11 protein-coding genes and 4 pseudogenes are annotated in these 15,840 nt (G+C 46.2%); 10 read left to right on the top strand and 5 right to left on the bottom strand.

Features of this window, described 5'->3' with window-relative positions; all coding sequences use genetic code 11:
* Positions 1–764 precede the first annotated feature (764 nt).
* The 4 genes and pseudogenes from ACX9GV_RS08430 to ACX9GV_RS08415 all read left to right on the top strand — a co-directional run.
* Positions 765–2,276 (top strand): annotated as a pseudogene (locus ACX9GV_RS08430) (AAA family ATPase); the annotation flags it as partial.
* An 80-nt stretch (positions 2,277–2,356) separates the two neighbouring features.
* On the top strand, positions 2,357–3,376 hold the full coding sequence (locus ACX9GV_RS08425; protein WP_473195432.1) for an IS110 family RNA-guided transposase: 1,020 nt from the start codon (positions 2,357–2,359) through the stop codon (positions 3,374–3,376).
* 211 nt (positions 3,377–3,587) lie between these two features.
* Positions 3,588–4,250, top strand: a complete 663-nt coding sequence (locus ACX9GV_RS08420; protein WP_473197718.1) for an AAA family ATPase — start codon at positions 3,588–3,590, stop codon at positions 4,248–4,250.
* Entirely contained in the window at positions 4,250–5,575 is a 1,326-nt protein-coding gene (locus ACX9GV_RS08415) for an McrC family protein (RefSeq protein ID WP_473197717.1), read from the top strand. The genes ACX9GV_RS08420 and ACX9GV_RS08415 overlap by 1 nt, the downstream gene beginning before the upstream one ends.
* Before the next feature lie 481 nt (positions 5,576–6,056).
* Here ACX9GV_RS08415 and ACX9GV_RS08410 read toward each other — a convergent pair whose 3' ends face one another.
* The 4 genes and pseudogenes from ACX9GV_RS08410 to ACX9GV_RS08395 form a co-directional block, all read right to left on the bottom strand.
* Positions 6,057–6,227, bottom strand: a complete 171-nt coding sequence (locus tag ACX9GV_RS08410; RefSeq protein WP_473197716.1) for a hypothetical protein — start codon at positions 6,225–6,227, stop codon at positions 6,057–6,059.
* Between the two features lie 318 nt (positions 6,228–6,545).
* Positions 6,546–7,131 (bottom strand): annotated as a pseudogene (locus ACX9GV_RS08405) (tail assembly protein).
* A 53-nt stretch (positions 7,132–7,184) separates the two neighbouring features.
* A complete protein-coding gene (locus ACX9GV_RS08400) occupies positions 7,185–7,592 on the bottom strand; it encodes a hypothetical protein (protein WP_037383304.1) in 408 nt (135 codons plus the stop codon).
* A 130-nt stretch (positions 7,593–7,722) separates the two neighbouring features.
* Positions 7,723–8,045, bottom strand: a pseudogene (locus ACX9GV_RS08395) (NlpC/P60 family protein); the annotation flags it as partial.
* Between ACX9GV_RS08395 and ACX9GV_RS08390 the strand changes: the two are divergent.
* From ACX9GV_RS08390 to ACX9GV_RS08365, 6 genes and pseudogenes are all read left to right on the top strand, one after another.
* Positions 8,043–8,366, top strand: a pseudogene (locus ACX9GV_RS08390) (tyrosine-type recombinase/integrase); the annotation flags it as partial. The pseudogenes ACX9GV_RS08395 and ACX9GV_RS08390 overlap by 3 nt on opposite strands.
* Before the next feature lie 48 nt (positions 8,367–8,414).
* Positions 8,415–9,347: a tRNA 2-thiocytidine(32) synthetase TtcA gene (gene ttcA / locus ACX9GV_RS08385; protein ID WP_023490898.1), complete on the top strand. Its 933-nt coding sequence runs from the start codon at positions 8,415–8,417 to the stop codon at positions 9,345–9,347.
* Positions 9,348–9,728: 381 nt separating this feature from the next.
* On the top strand, positions 9,729–12,842 hold the full coding sequence (locus ACX9GV_RS08380) for a sialate O-acetylesterase (protein WP_037383288.1): 3,114 nt from the start codon (positions 9,729–9,731) through the stop codon (positions 12,840–12,842).
* Positions 12,843–13,076: 234 nt separating this feature from the next.
* Positions 13,077–13,484, top strand: coding sequence for a VOC family protein (locus ACX9GV_RS08375; protein WP_023491700.1), 408 nt, complete (start codon positions 13,077–13,079; stop codon positions 13,482–13,484).
* A gap of 640 nt (positions 13,485–14,124) precedes the next feature.
* Positions 14,125–14,718: a DUF2975 domain-containing protein gene (locus tag ACX9GV_RS08370; protein WP_473197715.1), complete on the top strand. Its 594-nt coding sequence runs from the start codon at positions 14,125–14,127 to the stop codon at positions 14,716–14,718.
* Positions 14,719–14,728: 10 nt separating this feature from the next.
* Positions 14,729–14,953 carry a helix-turn-helix domain-containing protein gene (locus ACX9GV_RS08365; RefSeq protein ID WP_023491697.1) on the top strand — a complete coding sequence of 75 codons (225 nt, stop codon included), beginning with the start codon at positions 14,729–14,731 and terminating at the stop codon, positions 14,951–14,953.
* A 148-nt stretch (positions 14,954–15,101) separates the two neighbouring features.
* Here the strand turns inward: ACX9GV_RS08365 and ACX9GV_RS08360 are convergent, their stop codons facing one another.
* Positions 15,102–15,803 (bottom strand): response regulator transcription factor, encoded by a 702-nt coding sequence (locus tag ACX9GV_RS08360; protein ID WP_023491696.1) that lies wholly within the window; start codon positions 15,801–15,803, stop codon positions 15,102–15,104.
* Positions 15,804–15,840: the final 37 nt, after the last annotated feature.

Here is a 15,840-nt window from a genome sequence, read left to right as displayed (position 1 = left end):
CATCCTACTATCTGCATCGGGCAGAGACTGCAACTTGCAGCAACTTAGGTATAATACGCATTGCCCCTTTTTATTGCTCTTAAAGCCTATAGTTTTTTACTTGCAAATCTCTTGCAGCACGGGCTCAAAAATGACAGGCGGCTTTGAGCGAAGAGCGGAAGTTAGCAAGGCATTACTTACATCGCAGTGTGTTGATCAACGAGGAAGTCAGTTCTTTTAGGCCTGCGTCAACAACGCTAGCTGAGTAGTGCTGATGAGCCTTCGGTGGACCTTTAGCAGACTAAATCATGAACTGTGTATTCTGCTAAGGTGTTTGGGTATTTGCACAGGAAGAATGTTCCCCACCCCTTTGGCTGATGTGCGACAATGGAACCACACTTTGCATTAACCGATAAATTGATTTTCAAAAGGCTTCTATGAACGACCTAACCCGCCAGGAAAGCATTAACAAAGTCCTTTACTCACACGAGATAGAGCTACAGCTGTTGCGAACAAACGTCTGGCCAATAAAATAGCCATAATGCAACAGCATCAAACCGCCAAATGGAGAGTCTTCATCGAGGAGAAAGTCGGTGTCTGAGTATAGCTGGATCCCTGTATTTAAAAACGTTTGCAACTGGATTGCTGACTACGAGAATAAACAGCAAGTATTGGTCCAAATTCTACGAGAAATAGGCGTTGATAAAGGTCTGGAAGACGAACTTTCGGATGGAAACAGAGAACCGCTGAAAGTGATAGATCCTTTCACTTTCTTTGCCACATTTATGAAGTATGGCGTGGTCAAACGTACTGAGCTCTTTGCCGCTCTGCTGGAAAGAGCTGGATTACCAATCTCCGCACCAAGCGATTTCAACGGTGTTCCAAATGCACAGCCACTAAAAGTCTGGCTCTTTCCTTATGAGAGAGAACGTTCTGCCGACATGGTGCCCAGTCTTTGGGCACTGTTTCATCAGATGCGTGCGGGACAAATCAATGGTGAACTATTCGACAAAATTCTAAATATCCCTCATACCGGTTTCGCCAAACTCACTGAGTGTTTGTTTTATTTATCACCGGAGGAATATTTCCCTGTAGACGCTCAGACGAAGCTCTGGCTCAAGAAAAAAGGGCGTGAACTGCCTAAAGAGAACTGGCAATCCTATCAGGAGTTGTTGTCATGGCTGGACAGTACTCAGTCAAAATCATATTACGAAATATCTTATGAAGCCTGGTATGAAAATCAGAGCAGTGCATTCTCTTCGGTGCCAGCGAAGGACCTACCTGCCATGGAAAATAAAGAGAAATCAGTAAAAAATTACACATCACTGAATCAGATTCTTTTTGGACCGCCCGGAACTGGTAAAACCTACTCTACGCTGGAACGAGCAGTTTTGTTGGCAGAACCCTCTTGGTATGGCGATCTGAAAAGTCAGAATCTTAGTCCTGAGCAGCATCGACAGGAAATCAAAAACAAATACGAAACGTTGTGTCTAGACAAACGCATCGCGTTTACCACCTTCCATCAAAGTTTTTCGTACGAGGATTTTATTGAGGGGATCCGTGCTGAGGTAGCAGAGGAACATCAGGGCATAAAATACAAGATCGAGAAAGGTGTTTTCAAAGAAATTGCCGACCGTGCTGCTAAGGCTGTTGCAGCAAAAGAGATCGGACTCTCTCAAGCTCCAGATATTTGGAAAATCTCTATTGGTCGCGCCCATGAAAAAGAAATGCGTGATCGCTATCTCAATGCAGGTGAAGCACGTATTGGCTGGAATGAAACTGGTGATTTAACCCAGAGCTTTGAGCAAAAGACACAGGAACAGCAGGATTACTGGGACTCATTGAGTAATCCTAACCACAATGCCCTTAACGCCTTTTCGCATGATGTAAAGATTGGGGATGTTCTGTTGTGCCTGAAAAATGCGGAAACCGTTCAGGCAGTTGGTATTGTCACCTCAGGCTATTCATTTGATGAAGACTCTGAAAAGTCGGGTGAGTATGCTCATGTGCGCAAGGTAAATTGGGTGTTAAAGGATATTGAACTGAACATCCTTGCACTTAATGGCAGTACAAAAATGGTTCAGCAGACATTGTATCCACTCTATCGGATCAGTTGGCATGCTTTGATTGCTGAGTTAGATAAACAACATATTTCCCTGCCGGCCTCATTTAATGAAGTAAGCAACGTTAGAGAGCGCCAGAACTATATTCTGATTATTGATGAGGTGAATCGTGGCAATATTTCCCGTATCTTCGGGGAGTTAATTACGTTGCTGGAACCAGACAAGCGGCAGGGATAATGAGATGGACGCTCCAACTTTTACGGCATCAAAGTGCCAAAATGTGAGCGTGAAAACTCAAAAGAAGGAGCGTCCAAATGAAAGTATCTACCCTCGGTATCGACTTGGCAAAAAATGTTTTCCAGCTTCATGGCGTTGATCACAATGGCAAGACGGTTCTGAAGAAAAAACTGACTCGCGATAAATTCGTGCCTTTTATCATGCAACTGGAACCTTGCCTTATTGGGATGGAGGCCTGTGCTTCGAGTCATCATTTCGCTCGGGTGCTGACTCAGTTTGGCCATCAGGTCAAATTGATGCCACCGCAATATGTCAAACCCTACGTCAAAACCAACAAGACCGATGCTGCTGATGCCGAAGCGATTTGTGAAGCAGTTACACGTCCCAACATGCGCTTTGTGCAGGTAAAAACCGCTGAGCAGCAGGCAGTTCTTGCTTTGCATACCGAGCGAGACATCCTCATTCGGGAACGTATCGCCTGTGTAAACAGCCTACGGGCTATACTGGCCGAGTTTGGCCTCATTATGGCAGTTGGTCGGAAAGCGTTTAATCAAGGTATTCCCGATATTCTGGAAAATGGGGATATCGAGCTATCGCCATTTATTCGACGCAGTGTTGCTCGTCAGTTTGAGCATATCCAGTCGTTGGAAGACCAAGTCACCTTGATTGAGCAAGAGCTCAGCCAGTGGGCGCAGACCCAGCCAGCCTGTCAGCGGGTAATGAAAGTGCCGGGTGTCGGGTTGCTGACCTCGACCTATCTGGTTGCGTCGGTTGGTAACGGACAGCAATTTCATTGTGCGAAACAGTTTTCCGCCTGGCTGGGCCTGACACCACGTGAACACTCCAGCGGTGGTAAACAGCGGCTAGGCAGCATCAGCAAACGAGGCGATGGCTACTTTCGATATTTGCTGGTACACGGTGCCCGTGCTGTAGCCTCGGTGATTGAACGCCATAAAGAAGACATGCCGTGGTTATTCGCCTTGCTGCAAAAGAAAAACTACAACGTAGCGGTGGTGGCGCAGGCGAGCAAAACGGCACGTATTCTGTGGTCAATGCTGGTGAAAGAAACAGAATATCGACCCGTTATCACCCATTGAGACAAGCTCAAAGGGTGATAACGGGTCAGCAAGAGTAAAACGCAGTCCGGTAGTTGCATGTGTAATCAAGAAGATGGCGAAACAGGTAAGACCGCAGGTGAGACAATCCGATACAGACGAGGGTATTTTGACCCGTAGGGATGTAAGGAACTCACCTGGCGGATTTCATCATGGTTCGGGTCACAACAAGACCCAGAAAGAAACCGGATATATGGCTGCAATACCTGTTCACTTTTTTCAAGAAAACACTCGCATTATCGGGAGCGTCCATATAGGTTCTGATGAACGCACAGTCATCCTGCCTTATTCCAAAGAATTGTTCACTGTACCTGACAACTTGTATGTCATTGGCACCATGAATACGGCAGATAAATCATTAGCCCAGCTTGATCTGGCGTTACGCCGCCGCTTTGAGTTTGTAGAACTCATGCCACAGCCCGATTTACTGTCTGGCATCTCAGTATTTGGCGTTAATGTCGGTGAATTGCTGACAGTAATGAATCAACGCATAGAAGTCTTACTCGATCGTGATCATACCTTAGGGCACGCGTACTTCTGGCCGCTGATGAATGTTAAATCTGAGGATGAAAAACGTAAACTGGCTGCTGATGTTTTTGAGAAACGCATCATTCCCCTGCTGCAAGAGTATTTTTTTGCAGACTGGGAACGCATCAGTTGGGTACTGAACGATAGCGAGAAAGCACCTGAAAACAGATTTATCCAGACAGGTAATATCGAACGTGCCATTGAAGGTTTGTTCCCCGAGTCCATTGCAAGCCAATTAAACGATCGCAGATACCGGATTAATCGAAGTGCTTTCTTGAATACCGCATCTTATCAAGGGATTATGCCCAAAGGTGGAGTTTCCAGCTGATGATACAAGTGCGTGAGTACGCCTGCCTGACCACGGATGAACGCGCAACATCATCTCTGGACTGTGCAGTAATAAAATCAGCGACATTAGAATGGTTGCAGGAACTGGCTGTAAACTGGAAAGGTGAGGAACCATTGTTATTGTCTGGTGGTTATCGCGCACTGAAATTAGGCAGTTATGTCGGATACTTGCAAAGTCCGGATGGCGAAGGGATAGAAATTTTACCCAAGGCAAACCTTGGGTATGATAATCCTCAGCAAACACGGAAGGTCTTACAGCGCATGCTTCTGGCCGCTTTAAATATTCGACCACGGGTAGCTGGCCCAGCTGAACTGATGTGGATGAATGTTCCTTTACACGAATGGATTTTTAGCCAGTTCCTGTCTGAGTTGCAGATGTTGGTCACCAGAGGGTTGCGTTTTGACTATCGCCGTGTAGATGAAGAAAGCCGCTTTATACGTGGCCAATTACAAATCCAGCGCCAGCAACTGCAATCTCCGGCACATAAGCATCTGTTCCATATCAGCCATGATGTTTATTCTCCGGACCGTCTGGAAAATCGCCTGCTGAAAACCGCACTAAACTATGTGTTGGCAACTTGCAAGAACAGTGAAAACTGGCGACTAGCGAATGAGCTCTCACATCGTATGGCTGAAATTCCTTTACAGACAAACCCGCATCGCGAACTGCGTCATTGGAACAATAGCAAGCTGATGCAGGTCTACAATGACGTACGCCCCTGGTGTGAGTTAATCCTTGAGAAAATGAACCCGAATTTTCAGCAAGGCAATCACAAAGGTGTATCGCTCCTGTTCCCGATGGAACAGCTGTTCGAAAAATACGTTGAGGTTTCACTCAGATCGCATATACGAAAAGGAAGCCAACTTGTATCACAAGCCCGTTATCAATATCTGCTTGAGCACACGGTAGGCAATAGTGATAAGCCACAAGCCATGTTCCGGCTTAAACCAGATCTTTTACTGAGCATCTCGAATGGTGCTCAGACTCTGGATACGAAATGGAAGCTCATTGATCAATTAGTTTGGCAGGCAGATAAAAAATATAACATCGCCCAATCCGACCTTTATCAGATGTTTGCATATGGGCATAAGTACCAAAATGGGCAGGGACATATGATGTTGATTTATCCCAAACATTTATCTTTTAATCAATCATTACCTCCCTTCCACTACTCGAATGCATTGAAGGTCTGGGCTGTTCCCTTTTGTCTTGATAGCCAGCAATTGATTCCGGGCAGCTGGCAAGAATATTTTCCTAACCTCTCCAAGCGAGAATTGATGGCAGGAAGCTGCATAGAAATATAGGAAAGTGGGAAAATCTATCATGGTCAGTTCGGGAACTATGCAGTTCCAGTAGGATTTTTTCTGGTCAGTCATTTTGCTCATCCTTTTTGACTGACAAGACCAGATAGCTGCTGCATAGTTTGTGAACGGCATGGGTAAATGCTTTCGGGTGACCAAGAGACTACATTACCAAGCGTAAATTGTTAACGTCCGCTTTGGCACAGAGCTGCCTGTCAGATTAGGTTAAACCCTGTCCTGTGACAATGCCAGCTCAAGGCTGATATTTAGCCAGACGTATCTGGTTACGCGCTTCTATACCAGCCCATTAACTTAATAAAGGCGTTGGTTATCGATATCGCTGTACCTGAACCGGTATTTGCCGTTGTACCAGAAAGTGTCGGGGTCGAAGGTTCAAATCCTTTCATGCCGACCAGCTTTTTATATGTACATAGTTTTAACATGGTAAAAACCCCGACGAAAACCGCCAGGGGTGCATAAAGTTTTACTTCTTGGTTTCGGCCTTGGGCGTATCTCCTTGTTCCAGCTCGGCAAGCTGATCAGTTTCTACCTCGGGCTGCTGGATTGATTCGGATTCAATCACCGGCTCAGGTTCGTCACCTGCTGGCATCTCTACGCGCAGATCAATCCAGCGCCCGGCAGGAATAGCGTCCATACAGTCAACGGACCGGAATTCCCTAGACGATCGACAAGTCGAGCTTGAAACCAGAACTGCACGCCAGCGGCTAGACCTGTCATGGTGTGGCTCCGTTGAGGGTAGGCGTAATCGCCCAAATGCATAGCGCCTGAGCCGTCTGGCTGCGTGCTGTACCAGATTTCAGTGCGTTGGGTGTCTTCAGCACCGGGCGGGAATGCCCAGTTCAACACGATGCCAAACACCTGCCCTGTGATCGTAAAGCTGGCCAGCGCGGGTGACTCGCCGATTTTGCCGTAGAGCTTCTGTTCCGGGGCATTAGCCCACACGCTCGAAATCTCAACCGGGTTTATCGCCCGGACACGGGCCTCGCCGTTTGCCGTATAGAATCGGTACAGGATTGCCCTGGGCGATCGTATTCACCGGGCCGCCGAATGCATACGAGGGTTTGTTATCAGGACTCTCTCGCATTGCCAGCCCGCCCTGCATCGGGGATAGCATCTGGATAACGCCACCAAGCATCATTGATGCCCCGGACATCATTAGCCCCATAGTGAATGGCGTCGCTGTTCAACCAGACATAATCGTCATGACCGCATCAACCGCTACAAGTACCGCACCGAGGATTGTTTGAAACACCCCCCCCTTTTTTACTGCCGATAATGATCGGTACGATCCTGATATCATCGGAGCCAGAGAACTGTAGCTCGTCACGGTCGATATTGCGCTTACCGTTGAAAACAGCAAATGTCAGGCCACGATCTTTGGCGGTCTGTAGGAATTTTTCAAACCCTGGGATAGTGACAGATAGCGCCTTGATGGCTTCCTTCGGTGTAGATACCACCAACTTATGAACACGTCCAAATGTTGCGTCGAGGACACCGTAAAGTCTGACCATCCGATATTCATGTGTGGTGGAATTCATATTTAATCCAATAAAAAAGGCCACCTAAGTGACCTATAGTTGAGTGGTTATATTTATTTAACTCGCCACATTCTGTATTGCCCCCAGAAACCCACCTCGCTTATATATTCCTGAGGTGTTCCGTCAGCTACTAAATCAAGGGTCTTTCTCATTCCCATAGTTAATACATTACATTCATTACTGACACGAAGCTTATGAGGACCATTAGCAAGATAAGCCGTAACAAACTGGTTTTGTTTCAAAACGGCAACATTTTCATCATCGATAGCAATAAGGAATTTACACACTCCCCCGCTCCCCGCGCCAATAAATTGTTTATTTCTTGTCACGGTAACTTTTGTTTGTTGCGTACCATTTTTGGGTATGACTATTTCTTTATTTAGAATCTCTTCCGCTGGTCCATATGGACGAGCACAACCAGCCAAAGTCAGAGCAGTCAGAGCCAGAAGTATTTTTTTCACATCCCTATCCCTATTGGTCATAATCTGCTACATGATATCACCGCTTGACGACAGAAACACTATTCGATGGGGTGCTGAACACGTCTATAACAGCGGTATCCGCACCCGATACGGACCGATAATATCGAAGTTAGATAATTGTCCGGTATTGCCAATACCCATCATACGGCACGCGCTGGCTAAGCTGGCCGTACATATGGTGGATCATCATTCCATCACCGATGTAAACACCGGCATGGTTCGGCTCATCCGCTCGTATCTGCATAATGATTACATCGCCAATCTGCAGATCATCGGCAGTCGGTACAAAACCGGCTTCGGCATAGTGCTGCATGTAGAGGTTTTCACCCCGGATCCACCACCCGTCTGCCCGCTGAAGTTTTGCAACGTTGCGTCTCGCTCAAGCTGGTACCAATCGCGGATGATGGCGTAACAATCCCAGAAGCCATGTATGGGCATACGGAAAAACAGAAACTCCATTTTGTGTTTATGCCGCGGCAGGCTAAAGGGGAACAAAAACCGTATTATTCATTATCATCGATTGGTGCCAGATGGAATGCCGCTGTAAAACACGCTGGTATTCGGCGGCGTAATCCGTACCATACACGACATACTTTCGCATGCTGGTTATTGTCGGCCGGTGCAAACCCCTCTTTTATCGCTAATCAGATGGGGCATGATAACGCGCAGATGGTGTACGAGATTTACGGAACATGGTTCGAAGAACTGAATAATGAACAGGTGAACATGCTCAACGCCAAGCTTGCTCAGTAATACGTTTTGCCCCAATTTTGCCCCTTTTGAGATTTGAGAAGTAACAAAATGAATGAAAATCAAGTAATTAAACCTAATGAGCAGTACAACCTGAACAAATTGCAAAAACGCCTGCGCCGTAACGTCGGGGAAGCGATCGCGGATTTCAATATGATTGAAGAAGGTGATCGCATCATGGTTTGCCTGTCAGGTGGTAAAGACAGCTATACCATGCTGGAGATCCTGCGCAATCTGCAGCAAAGTGCACCGGTCAACTTTTCACTGATTGCTGTAAACCTTGACCAAAAACAACCCGGTTTCCCTGAGCATATTTTGCCAGAATATCTGGCAAGCCTAGGCATTGAATACCAGATTGTTGAAGAGAATACTTACGCTATCGTTAAAGAGAAAATCCCTGAAGGTAAAACCACCTGTTCTCTCTGTTCTCGCTTACGCCGTGGCATTCTTTATCGCACCGCCACTGAGCTTGGTGCCACCAAAATTGCTCTCGGCCATCACCGTGACGACATTTTACAGACGCTGTTCTTGAATATGTTTTACGGCGGCAAACTGAAAGGTATGCCTCCAAAGTTGATGAGTGATGATGGTAAACATATTGTGATCCGCCCTTTAGCCTACTGTCGCGAAAAAGACATTGAGCGTTTTGCCCAGGCAAGACAATTCCCCATTATTCCGTGCAACTTGTGTGGTTCACAACCCAACCTGCAGCGTCAGGTGGTTGGCGATATGCTGCGTGACTGGGATAAACGCTATCCTGGCCGCATCGAAACCATGTTCAGTGCCATGCGCAATGTGGTGCCTTCCCATCTTTGTGATACCGAACTGTTCGATTTTAAAAATATTCACCACGGCAGTGAAGTTATCAATGGAGGGGATCTGGCTTTTGATCGTGAAGAGTTGCCCCTACAACCGATGGGCTGGCAGCCTGAAGATGAGGACTCGCCAACCCTTGAACGCCTGAACGTATTGGAAATTAAATAGCACACTTCCGCCCGTCTGCAGGCGGATTATTGGGTCGCGGTAGGAAGGCAGTGATCGGCCTCCCGCGACTAACACACCCTGCTTCTACCTTGCGTGTTCGGCGTAAAAATGCTGCTTTCCAGCAATGCTAATGTGTAACCGTGACTTACGCTCTGCGCTGGTAAGCCGAGGGTTTATCAACAGGCACGTTCGGAACCCGTCTGAGGCATCTGCGCAGGCGGGCTATCGTTAATTACGCCCTGACTAAGAATTTTCTTTGAAAAAACGTTGAAAAAACGCTCACCTCTCCGTATACTTTTTAGCCTGTATTTATTGTCGCTGTTTCAAACTGATTAATAAGGTCGGCACCATGATGGTGTTGGTTGTAACGTAGAGGGAATTATGTCGTTAAATGTTATCTATGTAAGTGCTAATGGCACTAAAAATGCGCTGGGAACCGAGAATAGCCCCATGGATTTGGCTACTGCTGTTTATGCTGGGGGCGAAAATAGCATTATTGTCCTATTGAATTCCGCTGGGGCAATTCAAACATCTGGCGTGGCGCTGTTTAAAAACCAGTATATTCTAGGTGAAGGAGCCAGCGCAGTGGTGTATCACGCCGATGGTGTCACCACTGAGAATTATACCGCCCCTGGATCAGGTGGCGCCCTGTTAAACGGCATATCAAAATATAACGCCGTCGTTGGCACCAATATGCATACCGAAGGTCCTGCCGTGGTAGGCGTAACGGCCAGCGGTGGGGTAAATAATGCGGGGATTATTGCAGAAACACGCTATAACTTTGTGTTGTCTGGCCAGTCGAACATGGCGGGTTGGGAAAATGTGGCTGATTTTGATCCTGAACTCCGTAGCGTACAGGAGCAGGTTAAAATCTGGACGGGTAAACAGTTTGAAAGCTTGACGCCGAATAAAAATACTAATCCACTGGAATTTGGCGCCGCCCCAGCCAAGAGTTGGGCGGGTTCTGAGTTGTCTCTTGGTGTTAACCTGACACAGGCATTAGGCTCAGAGGTCTATCTCACCAAGGTCACATCCGGCGGTACTTCTATCGTTCGTTGGCTGAACGGCGATATGCTCACCCACATTTTTACCAACACACTCAAGTCATCACAGGCGATTGCCGATCAGGGATATGCGCCATTTATCGGTGGCGTTGGTTGGACTCAGGGGGAACATGATTACGGCCGACACAGTGACTATGACCAGAAGCTGCTCACCTTGCTTGCCCGTATGCAAACCGAATTTGCCATGGAAGACCTCAAATTGATAGCAAGTGGAACTTCTCCTTACCTAGGAGGACCACAAATAGAAGCCGAGTTGCAACAGGCTGCTAATGCATCTGATCGTATTGAGTTTTTCAGCATGCAACACTTCCAGAAGTCGTCTAACGGACTGGTACACTTTGATGCGGAAGGATATTCCTACATGGGGTATCAGTTTGCCGTCAACTTATTGAAAGATCTAATGGGTAGTCCCGTATCACAGGAGGATATTACCGGCTATATCCCTATGTGGCTGCGGCCTGTAGCCCCTGAGGCCAATGACGATCGTGTCACCGTGATCGCAGGCCTCACGGATGACACCGGTAATGTTCTGCTCAATGATAGTGACTATAACCCGCAGGCTATTCATGTTTCAGCCGTTGGCAACCGCATGGACGCCGTTGGCGAATGGATTAACCTGGAACAAGGGGGGCGCATCCAGATTTCCGCCAATGGGAAATACATCTTTGAGCATCAAGGTGCCTATGCCGATCTGGCCTTTGGTGAATCAGTGCGGATTGCCATCGACTATCAGATCAGCGATGAAGCTGCGTTGACCAATCATGCCCAACTGCAGCTGGTGATTTACGGCCAAGGCCCTGCCGATCAACATACCACTATTTATGGTAATCAAAACAATAACGTCCTGACTGGCAGTGACCAGAATGACATTATCTACGGTTATGAAGGTAATGACGTTATTTATGGCAATAACGGTAGCGAAATTATATTTGCCGGTGCAGGCCATGACATTATCTATGCGGCCAAAAACGGCAATACCGAGGATGCTGAGGCGCGTCATATTATCTATGCTGGCGAGGGCTCTGATACGGTCTATGGCGCCAAAGGGGACGACTTTATCGACCTGGGTGAAGGCAATAATACCGTACGCAGTTACGGTGGTAATGATGAAATCATTGCTGGGGATGGCAATGACAATATCTTTGCTGCTTCCAATAACCTTCAACTGGACAAAGGCTTCACCAAGCAGATCAACAGCGGTGCAGGCAATGACTATATCGAAACCTCGGACAGCGACGATACCATCGTAGGTGGTGATGGCAATAAACGTATTTACACCTATGGCGGAACAGACAGTATCAAGGTTGGTAACGGCGATAATACGATTAGGGCTTACGCCACAGACCGCAATGATGATATCAATGTCACTAAGACCATCATCAGCGGTAATGGCAGAGATATAATTGATACATCCTACGGCAATGACAAAATCATGGTAGGCAACGGTAATAAAATTATCCGTACCTACGGCGGTAATGACACCATTACTACGGGTAACGGTAATAACTATATTGATACGGCCAGAAACCGCAATGAAGGCAGCGGCAATACCGTTAAGGTTATCACCGGCAGTGGTAACGATGTGATCCACACTGGGGCCAGCAATGATCTGATTGATTCCGGTGATGGTAGCAACACCATTTTCAGTTACGGCGGTGATGATTATATCAAGACAGGCAGCGGGAACGATAATATCCATGCCAATGCCAGTAACCGCAATGACGACATCGGTCACAGTAAAACCGTGATCAGCGATGGTGGCCGCGACGTAATTCATACTTCCTATAGTAATGATACAGTGATTCTGGGCGATGGCCAGAAAACGGTCTTCACCTACGGCGGTAATGACAGCATTACCACGGGTAACGGTAATAATTACATTGATACTGCTGTAAGTCGCCTCGCCGGTAGTGGCAACGAAACCACGATCCAGACGGGTGATGGCAATAATGTGATCCACACCAGTAGAACAGATGACTATATCGTGACCGGGAACGGGAATGACATTATTCATGCTTACGGTGGGAATAACATCATTGAGTCTGGTGGTGGCAATGACATGATTTTTGCCTTTGATCTCGACCGTAATAATGACAAAGATAAAGAGAATTATATTGACGCTGGAGCAGGTAACGATACGGTCCATGGCACACAGGGTGAAGATACCATTATCGGTGGGTATGGTGATGATACCTTATACGGCTACACGGGCAACGATCTGTTTATTTTCAGCGACAGTGCGGGTAAGGACATTATTGCGGACTTCAATGTTAAAGATGACAAGATATTGTTCAGCAACTCAGCTTTGAGCTTTGACGATCTGCACTTCAAGGCGGTGAATAACGACACGATAGTGTCTTATTTTGACAGCCAGATTACTCTGCGAGGAGTTGCAATCGTTAATATTGAAGAAAACCTGTTTATTTTCTGATCCTTTCATTTATCTAATGACAACAAGGGACTATCCCATTGTTGTCATTAGTTTTTCCATCTTTGATTGAAATACTTCTGACGAAGATGCACAGGGCAAGCCCATCGATTTAACGCCTTTACGATTGTCTACCCTATTTTGGTTGTGAACCTGATCACACTTATCGCATTGGCTACCTGACAGCATTAATTCTATGCATTACTGTTTATTTATACAGTAAATAGGAGATAACTGATGGATATTACCCCTTGCGTTTCACATGTCTCGTTAGGAACCAATAAATTTGATCTTGCCGCACAATTTTATGATCAGGTACTCAGTGCGCTAGGTTGCCGGAGAGTGCATGATTTCCCCGGTGCCATTGGCTATGGCCATGAGTACCCAGAGTTCTGGCTGCAAATCCCTATAGATGGTAAACCTGCTGGCACCGCCAATGGCGTTCATGTTGGTTTTTTTGCCACCAGTAAACAACAAGTTGATGCATTTTATCAGCAGGCGTTGGCCGCAGGGGCACAAGATGAAGGCGCACCAGGCCTTCGCCCTGAATATGGTGATGCTTATTATGGCTGTTTTGTTCGTGACTTGGATGGCCACAAAATAGAAGCCAGTTTCTGGAACGAAAGTGTCGCCGGCTGCTGCTAGCGCTTGGCCATTCAGCCACCCTGTCTTGCCACAGTAATACTGATAAAACGTTGGCTAGCTCTGCACCACTCAAAGAAATATCGATAAAAAAATGCCGGTGATTAAACCGGCATTATTGAATCAAATCTGCTATGTGCATAATTCTAAAATAAAACAATTATGGAGCGCAACGCCCATCGCTCGACGTTGCATTCACCTGCGCTTAAAAGCATGCCGCATTTATAATAAAAATATGTTGATGCTGCTCAATTTAAATGACCTTTTCCGTAAGAATTTTGCTTATAACCCGCTCGCCGTACGCTTCAACCACAAGCAACCGCCCATCAGGGCCACATGTGATTGGGCAAACATACCCATACTGTCGTAGTGACTTTGGCTAACCCGAGTAAAACATTGTCTTTGGTTATGGGAAATTTGTTCTTCCTATTGATAACAGATGACCAGTGAACTTATGTTGTTGGCAAAAATCTGGCCTTACAGACTGGGGGGCTTGCCAAGCGACACGCTATTCACATCAATCGCCAAGTCTGCTGACCTTTTGGTGTTGCTCATCAAAAGATAAGCTTTTGAATTTAAATAAAACAATAATAAAACAACGTTAAACATTAAATTATTATTGTTTTACGATAATTTTATTGGCATGATTGCACTTCCTGATACTCATAAAACAGAGGTTCTTATGTCAACAACACGTATTTCAGTCCTAAGCAAACGGATGGCTACCATCACTCTCGCTTTTCTTATCATGATGATCTTGCTGAACGTGGTCGCTTGGTTATTTCCTGGTAATATTGCCGGGCATGGCTTGGGGTTTTCTCTGACGGAGACCTTTATCAGTGACAGCAAAGTTAATGTAGCCTCCCTGCCAGGATGGCAAATTGCCGGCGCTATTATTTTATCCAGCATTCCACTGCTTGCACTGGTGTTTGGGCTCTATCAGTTGCGTCTGCTTTTTCAAACCTATGCACAAAAAGCCTATTTTTCCGTCACTGCCGCACAACATTTGGGACGAGTGGGTAAATCTATTGCCATCTGGACGCTGTTAACTTTTATTTGTGAGCCTTTACTGAGCATTTGGTTGACCATGCTAGCGCCTGAAGGTCAGCAATTCATCTCGTTTAGTTTCACCGTACAAGATGTTGTTGCCTTATTCCTCGCTGTTTGCATCACCATCATTGCTCACATATTGCAACAGGCAAGTATGATATACACAGAAAATCAAGAGTTTATTTAAAGGTATTACTATGACAATCATCGTGAAACTTGATGTGCTGTTAGCCAAGCGAAAAATGAAGTCTAAAGATTTAGCGTCAGTCATTGGTATTACAGAACAAAACGTCTCTCTGCTAAAACAAGGTAAAGTGAAAGGGTTACGTTTTTCTACTCTGGATGCAATTTGTCGCTATTTAGAATGTCAGCCCGGAGATATATTAATTTATTCTGATGAAACAAAGCCAGACAATGAATAGCTGCCGGGAGAGCAGCTAGATCATAAATATGGTTCGTCCGTTTTATCAGCAAGTGAGAACCTCAGGGATGAGGTTTCTTAATCCCCAACAGCATACCAACGAACTGCCATTCCCCCGCTATTCCACCAGATATCGTCTTAGCGTGGGGTTATCGCGGTGAATCTGACGTCACTTGATAACGATAGCCTACCCCATGTACCGTGCGAATCAATAATGGGTTGTTGGGATCCTGTTCAATCACTTTGCGTAGTTTAGAAATATGCTGATCCAGTGTACGGCTGTTGGGTAAATAGTCATAACCCCAGACTGCGTCGAACAACATTTCCCGAGTTACCACTTGATTTTTATGCTGATAAAGACAAACCAGAATTTTTATCTCACGCAGCGATAACTCCAGACGTTCTGTCTGGCGTAGTGCACACAACTCATTGGGATAGACGGTCAAGTCGCCAAAGCAGAAACGGGTATCCGGTTGAGGGTTATTTCTACGCAAACAACGCCGAGCGATGGTTTTAATTCTGGCGCGAATTTCATGAATGCCAAATGGCTTACTGATATAGTCATCGGCACCCAGTTCTAACCCCACCACACGATCAATCTCTTCATCTTTGGCCGATAAAAAAATAATCGGGATATCTTCATCCTGTTTGCGGATTTCACGGCATACCTGATAACCATCCATCTCTGGCATCATGATATCCAGAATCATAAAGTCTGGTTTTTGCTGCTGGTATTTTTCCAGCGCCACTTTGCCGTTTTCCGCAGCAATCAGTGTGTATCCCTCGCGGGAAAGCGCTTCAACCAATCCTTGTCGAATATTGGTATCATCTTCAACCACCAGTATTTTCATCATTCTCCCTTGAGATTATCGCGATGGAGCGTTATGC

It is taken from the genome of Serratia sp. 25CWL12, assembly GCF_055790885.1.
This window is presented reverse-complemented; position numbering and strand designations above follow the sequence as displayed.